Raw genomic sequence first — 7,657 nt, forward strand, 5'->3', positions numbered from 1 at the left:
CCGCCATCGCGAGCAAGCTCGCTCCCACTGTGGGTCAGTGGCGATTCAAAAAAATCAGTAAAACGGATGCCTCGGGCTGTCGATGGCCTTCACTCCATGTTCACGCCACAACTGCCCATAACCCCGCACCAGAAACCCGCCGCTACGCACCAGCCATTGCTCACGGCGGGCCCTGTACGCGCGGGGCAAGTCGTACCAGGGCAACCCCGGCAACTCGTGATGCACCAGATGAAAATTGAGGTTCAGGAACAGCCAGCGCCACGGCCACGCCGCTTCGTTGAGCACGGTTCGTTGCTCCGGTGCCGCCTGAGGTCGATGTTCATAGTAAGAGCGAATCATGGCGATCGACAGCGCCGGCACACTGATCAAAAACAGGTAATGCCAAACCGGCAATACGCTGAGGTTCGCGATGAACAGCAGCATCAACCCGGTCATCGAGCCGTGACTCAACCACATCAGCCAGGCCTGGCGCTCGCCTGCTCTGAGGCGTTGCAGCTCTTCACGGGCCAGCGTCAGCAAGGCCAGCGGTGCACCCAGGGCAAAGCGGCCGAGCACGGTTTTGTTCAACCAGTGCAGGCTGCGCACCAGCAGTGAACTGCCCTGCCACTGCCCGGCACTCAGGTAACGGCTTTCCGGATCACGACCGGGGATCGTCAGGTCCTCGTCGCGGTGATGCAGCAAATGGCTATCGCGGTACAAGGTGTACGGATACCAGACGGCAATCGGTGCGTAGCCAAGGATTTTGTTCAGCATTGGCCAGCGCGTGGGATGACCGTGCAGCAGTTCGTGTTGCACGGATAACCACAGCACCAGCAATGGAATCAGCAACAGCGTGCTCCACCACAAACCCAATCGATGGCTGTTCAACACGATGCCAAACCAGCAGCCATACACACCGATCAACAGCAACCAGGTCGGCCATTCTGTGCGCGCGGTGAAGCGTCGGCGCAGGGTTTCGATTTCTTCTTGATGGGCGCTATCAAAGTAATGGGGCATGGCGTTGCTCAGATCGGGGACCAGTCCCCTTCTGTGCAATGGCTTTGGGAAATCTTGCAGATTATTTTCTGGAGGATCGCTCCCATGTTGCATGGGAGCGATCAATCAACGCGGAATCAGTGGCCGAACACGCCGACCTTTTTGGCCTTCTTGTCCGCACGCTTTTCAATGGCCGTTTTCACCGGTTTCTTTTTCGCCGCTTTCTTTGAATCCATACCTTTGGACATGATGCGTACTCCACTCATGGGGATGTGAGATCAGGTATACACCTATCCCGGCGCGCGCGTTCTTTTATAATCGCCCGCTTTGCCCACCGACAGTCCGAGACCATGCCCGACACCCAATACACCCTGCTCGACGAGCCGTTATGGCCGTTGATGAACAAGTTCTACCGCGCTCACCAATCGTCGATGAAAGCCGTGCGCGACGCGCAGCTGTGGGTGGCCCGCCGTGGGCAGATTGTTGCCGTGCTGTGTTTGCGCCCGGTGTCCGGTGGGCATTGGCTGACCGGGTTGCTGGTCGATCCGGCCTGTCGCGAACAAGGGCTTGCCGCCGGATTGATTGCGGCCGCGGTGAAGGATTGCGAACAGCCGGTGTGGTTGTTCTGTCATCCGGACTTGCGGGGCTTTTATGAGCGTCGCGGGTTTACTTTTGATCCGCCGATGCCTTTCGCGATGGTTGAACGGTTGAGCCGTTATGCGCGCAGCAAGCCGATGATTGCGATGGGGTTGGCGCCAGGCCGGTGACACACTAAAACCTGATGGAGATCCAATGTGGGAGCGAGCTTGCTCGCGATGAGGCCAGGTCTGTCAACATTGTTGGCGACTGATACGCCGCCATCGCGAGCAAGCTCGCTCCCACAGGGTTCTACTGTGAATCTAGTCGTCCGCGTTGGGGTCCAGGTCCGGGAACATCACCTCGGTGAAGCCAAACTTGCTGAAGTCAGTGATGCGCGACGGGTACAGGCGGCCGATCAGGTGATCACACTCATGCTGCACCACCCGCGCATGAAACCCCGAGGCAATACGCACGATGGGCTCGCCCTTGGGGTCGACGCCTTCGTAGCGAATCTGCTGGTAACGCTGCACCGCGCCGCGCAGGCCAGGCACGGACAAACAGCCTTCGAAGCCCTCTTCCAGGATCGGGCTCAGCGGCGTGATCAACGGGTTGATCAGGATCGTCTGCGGCACCGCCTCGGCATCCGGATAACGTTCGCTGTGCTCGAAACCGAAGATCACCAGTTGCAGGTCGACGCCGATCTGCGGAGCCGCGAGGCCAACGCCCCCCACACTTTCCATGGTCTGGAACATGTCATCGATCAGTTGCCACAACTCGGGGCTGTCGAACATCTCGGGCGGCACTGGCGGGGCAATGCGCAGCAGGCGCTCATCGCCCATTTTCAGAATTTCACGAATCATGATCAGGTTTCATCAATGGTCGGTTTGTGTGAGTGATCGCGGCCCAGTCCCGACACGTGGTGCTTTTCCTCATGGACGGGACCATGCTCGCCAGCCACTTTTTCGCCAGGGTCCTTGCCCTCTCGCGACATGTGCTCGATCACCGCGTTCATCTCCGCGCCCAGCAGCAGTACCGCGGCGGAAATGTAGAAGTACAGCAACAGCACGATGATCGCACCGATACTGCCATACATGGCGTTGTAGTTGGCGAACTCCTTGACGTACAAACCGAAGCCCAGGGAAGCGATGATCCACACCACCACCGCCAGCACTGAGCCTGGGGTGATGAAGCGGAATTCCTGTTTGACGTCGGGCATGACGTAGTAGATCAACGCCACCGCGACCATCATCAGAATCACGATCACCGGCCAGCGCGCGATGGTCCAGAGCGTGACGATAAAGTACTCAAGGCCGACTTGCGCAGCGATCCACTCCATCACCTGCGGCCCGAGCACCATCAGCGCTGCGGCGATCAGCAGCATGCCGGCAATGCCGACGGTGTAGATGATCGACAACGGAAAGCGTTTCCACAGCGGACGCCCTTCAACCACGTCGTAGGCAGCGTTCATCGCGCTCATCATCAGCCGCACGCCGGCGGAGGCGGTATACAGCGCAATCACGATACCCACCGAGAGCAAGCCACCCTTGGACTGCTGAAGCTGGTCGATCACCGGGTTGACCTGCTCCAGCGCCTGGGGCGGCAGCACCAGTTCCGATTGCAGGCGCAGCCAGGAGAAGAAATCCGGCAGGTGCAGGAAGCCGATCAGGGCAATCAGGAACAGGATGAACGGAAACAGCGAAAACAGCATTTGATRGGCCAGCGCCGAGGCATAGGTCGACATCTCGTCGGCGATGAACTCGGTGACCGTGCGCATCATCACACGGTGCAGGGGCAAGCCTCTCATGTCCGGGAAAATCATTCGCGTCTCCATTCGCCGCATACGGATTTGGGTTGAAGTCGTGGCGACTCAGGGGCCGTTTTCTTTCATCAAGGTAGCCCAGTTGGCGACTTTGAAACAAATTCAGTGTGCAAGTTCAGGCTGACACAAAAACGTCCATCTGAAGATGGCCACTTCTTCTTTTCATAAAAGGTATTTCAATGCAGGAAAGTCGTTACACAAGGTTGACCGGGGGCTTTTGCAGGGAGTTTCATTAATTTTCACCACGACATTTCATCGTTCAGTGCAGGTTGCGCTTTATGTTTGCGGGCCAACCCCTGAGAATGCGCAACACATTCAGGCCATGGCGCTGAAGATCCAATCCCGTAGGAATGTTATGAAACTCGATAAAAAGCRGGCCATTGCCCGCAGAAACCAGGAACTCGGCGGTGCTGTGCTTGGCGTCAACAACTGCCACTTCGCCGAACTGAACCGTAACCGCAACATCTGGTGGTTCGACCTCCCAGTGACGCGCCTTGCAATCGGTCAGTACGAGTGGATTCACCTGCTGATGCACACGCCGGACACTGACGAGCTGCTGCACCTGAAAGTGCCGACCGTGTTCCTGCGCGAGAAGCTCGAAGGCCTGGTGGTGCGCAATGAAGGCAAGCGCAAGGCTGCATTGAGCCTGGAACTGAGCGCCGACAAGGACTCCTTCCTGCAGGACATGCGCCCGACGGGCACCAACGTCAACTTTGCGCCGTTTCGCCTGTAGGAGCGAGCTCGCTCCTACAGATACATACAAAAAGCCCCGCATCTGCGGGGCTTTTTTGTTGATTACGCGGTGGCTTTCTTCGCGTTGATCTTCTTCAGCTCTTCATCGCGCAATTCACGACGCAGGATCTTGCCGACGTTGGTGGTCGGCAGTGCATCGCGGAACTCCACGGAGCGCGGGACCTTGTAGCCAGTGACGTTGGCGCGCATGTGCTCCATCACCTGTTCCTTGGTCAGGGTCACGCCCGGCTTGGCAACGATGAAAATCTTGATCGCCTCGCCCGACTTCTCGTCCGGTACACCGATGGCCGCGCATTGCAGCACGCCCGGCAGGGTCGCCAGCACGTCTTCGAGCTCGTTCGGGTACACGTTGAAACCGGAGACCAGGATCATGTCTTTCTTGCGATCGACAATGCGCATGTAGCCATCGGGCTGGATCAGCGCGATGTCACCGGTCTTCAACCAGCCTTCGCTGTCGAGGATTTCATCGGTGGCTTCCTGGCGCTGCCAGTAGCCTTTCATGACCTGCGGGCCTTTCACGCACAGCTCGCCGATTTCGCCCAGCGGCTGCTCGACACCGGCATCGTTGATGACTTTGCACAGGGTCGACGGCACCGGAATGCCGATGGTGCCGACCTGGATGTGCTGGATCGGGTTCACCGTGGCCACCGGGCTGGTTTCGGTCATGCCGTAGCCTTCGCAGATGGCGCAACCGGTCACCGCTTTCCAGCGTTCGGCCGCCGCCAGTTGCAGGGCCATGCCGCCCGACAAGGTGACTTTCAGCGCGGAGAAATCCAGCTTGCGGAAGCCTTCGTTGTTGCACAGGGCCACGAACAGCGTGTTCAGGCCGACGAAGCCGCTGAACTTCCACTTCGACAATTCCTTGACCATCGCCGGCAGGTCACGCGGGTTGCTGATCAGGATGTTGTGGTTGCCCGCCAGCATCATCGCCATGCAGTGAAAGGTGAACGCATAGATGTGGTACAGCGGCAGCGGCGTGATCAGGATCTCGCAACCTTCATTGAGGTTGGAACCCATCAGCGCCTTGCACTGCAGCATGTTCGCCACCAGGTTGCGGYGGGTCAGCATCGCGCCCTTGGCCACGCCGGTGGTGCCGCCGGTGTATTGCAGTACCGCGACATCACCGCTGGCCGGGTTGGCTTCCGCCACTGGCTGGCCCAGGCCTTTGCTCAGCACGTCGTTGAACTTGACGGCCTTGGGCAAGTGATAGGCCGGCACCATCTTCTTCACATACTTGATGACGCTGTTGATCAGCAGACGCTTGAGCGGCGGCAGCAGGTCGGCGACTTCGGTGACGATCACGTGCTTGACGCCGGTTTTCGGCACCACGGTTTGGGCCAGGTGCGCCATGTTGGCCAGGCAGACCAGGGCCTTGGCACCGGAGTCGTTGAATTGGTGTTCCATTTCCCGCGCGGTGTACAGCGGGTTGGTGTTGACCACGATCAGCCCGGCGCGGATGGCCCCGAAGACGGCAACCGGGTACTGCAACACATTGGGCAGTTGCACGGCGATTCGATCGCCGGGCTGCAAGTCGGTATGCTGTTGCAGGTAAGCGGCAAACGCACCGGACAATTCGTACAGTTCACCGTAGGTGAGTGTCTTGCCCAGGTTGCTGAATGCCGGCTTGTTGGCGAAGCGTTGGCAGGATTGCTTCAACACTGCCTGAATATTCGGATACTCGTCTGGATTGATGTCGACAGCAATCCCAGCTGGGTACTTATCCTTCCAAAAGTCTTCGATCATGGAAGCCCACTCCTCAGCAACGCGAATTCAGCACCGCATTTGATGCGATTATTATTGGTGTTTGGTCATTGGTGAATCTGGCTGATAGAAGGCCGAGAAGTCACAAAGCGCGCCGAGAGTAGCAGCTTTGCCAAGGGTCGACTAGAGCCAAAAGAGGCCTCTACGGTCACGCTTGTGACTCAAGACTTGCAAGCAGTCATTTTAGAGCAAAAAACCTATAAAGCCCTGTAGCCCGCTAAAACCGGGGCTAAAAGCAAAAGATCGCAGCCTTCGGCAGCTCCTGCAAGGATATGCGATCCCTGTAGGAGCTGCCGAAGGCTGCGATCTTTTGGAATCGCGCCGGCCTCTATGTCCTGCTACGCGATATCACGCAACTCCCGCCGCAGGATCTTGCCCACCGGCGTCATCGGCAGCGACTCACGCAGCACGATGTGCTTCGGTACTTTGTACGCCGTGAAGTTTTCCTTGCAGTAAGCCTTCAACTCTTCAAGGCTGACCCCTGCTTCACGGGCCACCACGAACAACTTCACCGCCTCCCCCGACCGCTCGTCGGGCACACCGATGACCGCGCAGTTGGCGACTTTCGGGTGTGCCATCACCACGTCTTCGATCTCGTTCGGGTACACGTTGAACCCCGAAACAATGATCATGTCCTTCTTGCGATCGACGATGCGCACGAAACCGTCCGGGTCGATCACCGCGATATCACCGGACTTGAACCAGCCCTCGGCATCCAGCACTTCGGCGGTGGCATCGGGTTTTTGCCAGTAGCCCTTCATGATCTGCGGGCCTTTGATGCACAACTCGCCGCGTTCTCCCAAAGGTTGCTCGACGCCGTCATCATTGATGACTTTCAGCGTGGTACCCGGCACCGGCATGCCGACCGTGCCAATCCGCGATTGATCGCCGTAGGGGTTGGCGCAGGCAACCGGCGAAGTTTCGGTCAGTCCGTAACCTTCGGTGATGCGACATCCAGTCAGTTGTTCCCAACGCTCGGCAGTGGCCTTGACCAGCGCAGTACCGCCGGAGTTGGTGAGCTTGAGGCTGGAGAAGTCCAGGGTCTTGAAGTCCGGGTGATCCATCAGCGCGACGAACAGCGTGTTGAGCCCCAGCAACGCCGAGAACCGCCAGTTCTTCAGCTCCTTGATGAAGCCGCCGATGTCACGCGGGTTGGTGATCAGCACGTTGTGGTTGCCTGTCACCATCATGCACATGCAGTTCGCCGTGAAAGCATAGATGTGGTACAGCGGCAGCGGCGCGATCATCACCTCCTGGCCTTCGCGCAACAGCGGCTGGCCGTCGCTGGCCGACTGGCTGAGACAGGCCCGCGCCTGTTGCATGTTCGCCACCAGATTGCCGTGCGTCAGCATCGCACCCTTGGCCAGACCGGTGGTGCCGCCGGTGTATTGCAGCACGGCGATGTCGTCGAGGCCGACGCTCAGCGGCTTGATGCCCAGGCCACGGCCCATGTGCAATGCACTCTTGAAAGAAATGGCCTGGGGCAAGGAATAGTCCGGGACCATCTTCTTGACCTTGCTCACTACAGTGTTGACCAGCCACCCCTTGGCAGTGGGCATCAGGTCGCCCATCTTCGCTTCGATCAGGTACTGGATATCGGTGTCGGGGAGCACTTCCTGGACTTTCTGGCCGAACATATTCAGGTACACCAGTGCCCGGGCACCGGAATCCTTGAACTGGTGACGCATTTCCCGCGCGGTGTACAGCGGGTTGGTGTTGACCACGATCAACCCGGCGCGCAAGGCACCGAACACGGCAATCGGATAATGC

Annotated in this window: 7 protein-coding genes; 2 read left to right on the forward strand and 5 right to left on the reverse strand. The window is 58.6% G+C overall.

Annotated elements, in window-relative coordinates; translation table 11 throughout:
* Positions 1-54: 54 nt before the first annotated feature.
* Entirely contained in the window at positions 55-996 is a 942-nt protein-coding gene (locus AC1DVH_RS23430) for a fatty acid desaturase (RefSeq protein WP_477755821.1), read from the reverse strand.
* A 329-nt stretch (positions 997-1,325) separates the two neighbouring features.
* Here AC1DVH_RS23430 and AC1DVH_RS23435 point away from each other — a divergent pair, with 329 nt between their 5' ends.
* Positions 1,326-1,742, forward strand: a complete 417-nt coding sequence (locus tag AC1DVH_RS23435) for a GNAT family N-acetyltransferase (protein ID WP_477755822.1) — start codon at positions 1,326-1,328, stop codon at positions 1,740-1,742.
* Positions 1,743-1,874: 132 nt separating this feature from the next.
* On the opposite strand, the gene def is transcribed toward AC1DVH_RS23435, so the two are convergent.
* Both def and AC1DVH_RS23445 read right to left on the reverse strand, forming a co-directional pair.
* Complete coding sequence (def, locus tag AC1DVH_RS23440; protein WP_477755823.1) at positions 1,875-2,414, reverse strand: peptide deformylase; 540 nt, start codon at positions 2,412-2,414, stop codon at positions 1,875-1,877.
* Between the two features lie 2 nt (positions 2,415-2,416).
* On the reverse strand, positions 2,417-3,373 hold the full coding sequence (locus tag AC1DVH_RS23445; protein WP_477755824.1) for a YihY/virulence factor BrkB family protein: 957 nt from the start codon (positions 3,371-3,373) through the stop codon (positions 2,417-2,419).
* Positions 3,374-3,728: 355 nt separating this feature from the next.
* On the opposite strand from AC1DVH_RS23445, the gene AC1DVH_RS23450 reads away from it, so the two are divergent.
* Positions 3,729-4,106 carry a hypothetical protein gene (locus tag AC1DVH_RS23450; RefSeq protein WP_477755825.1) on the forward strand — a complete coding sequence of 126 codons (378 nt, stop codon included), beginning with the start codon at positions 3,729-3,731 and terminating at the stop codon, positions 4,104-4,106.
* Positions 4,107-4,168: 62 nt separating this feature from the next.
* On the opposite strand, the gene fadD1 is transcribed toward AC1DVH_RS23450, so the two are convergent.
* Both fadD1 and AC1DVH_RS23460 read right to left on the reverse strand, forming a co-directional pair.
* On the reverse strand, positions 4,169-5,869 hold the full coding sequence (gene fadD1 / locus AC1DVH_RS23455; RefSeq protein WP_477755826.1) for a long-chain-fatty-acid--CoA ligase FadD1: 1,701 nt from the start codon (positions 5,867-5,869) through the stop codon (positions 4,169-4,171).
* Positions 5,870-6,225: 356 nt separating this feature from the next.
* The coding region (locus tag AC1DVH_RS23460; RefSeq protein ID WP_477755827.1) for an AMP-binding protein at positions 6,226-7,657 on the reverse strand (1,432 nt) is incomplete at its 5' end.

This window comes from Pseudomonas sp. P4_C3 (assembly GCF_056402075.1).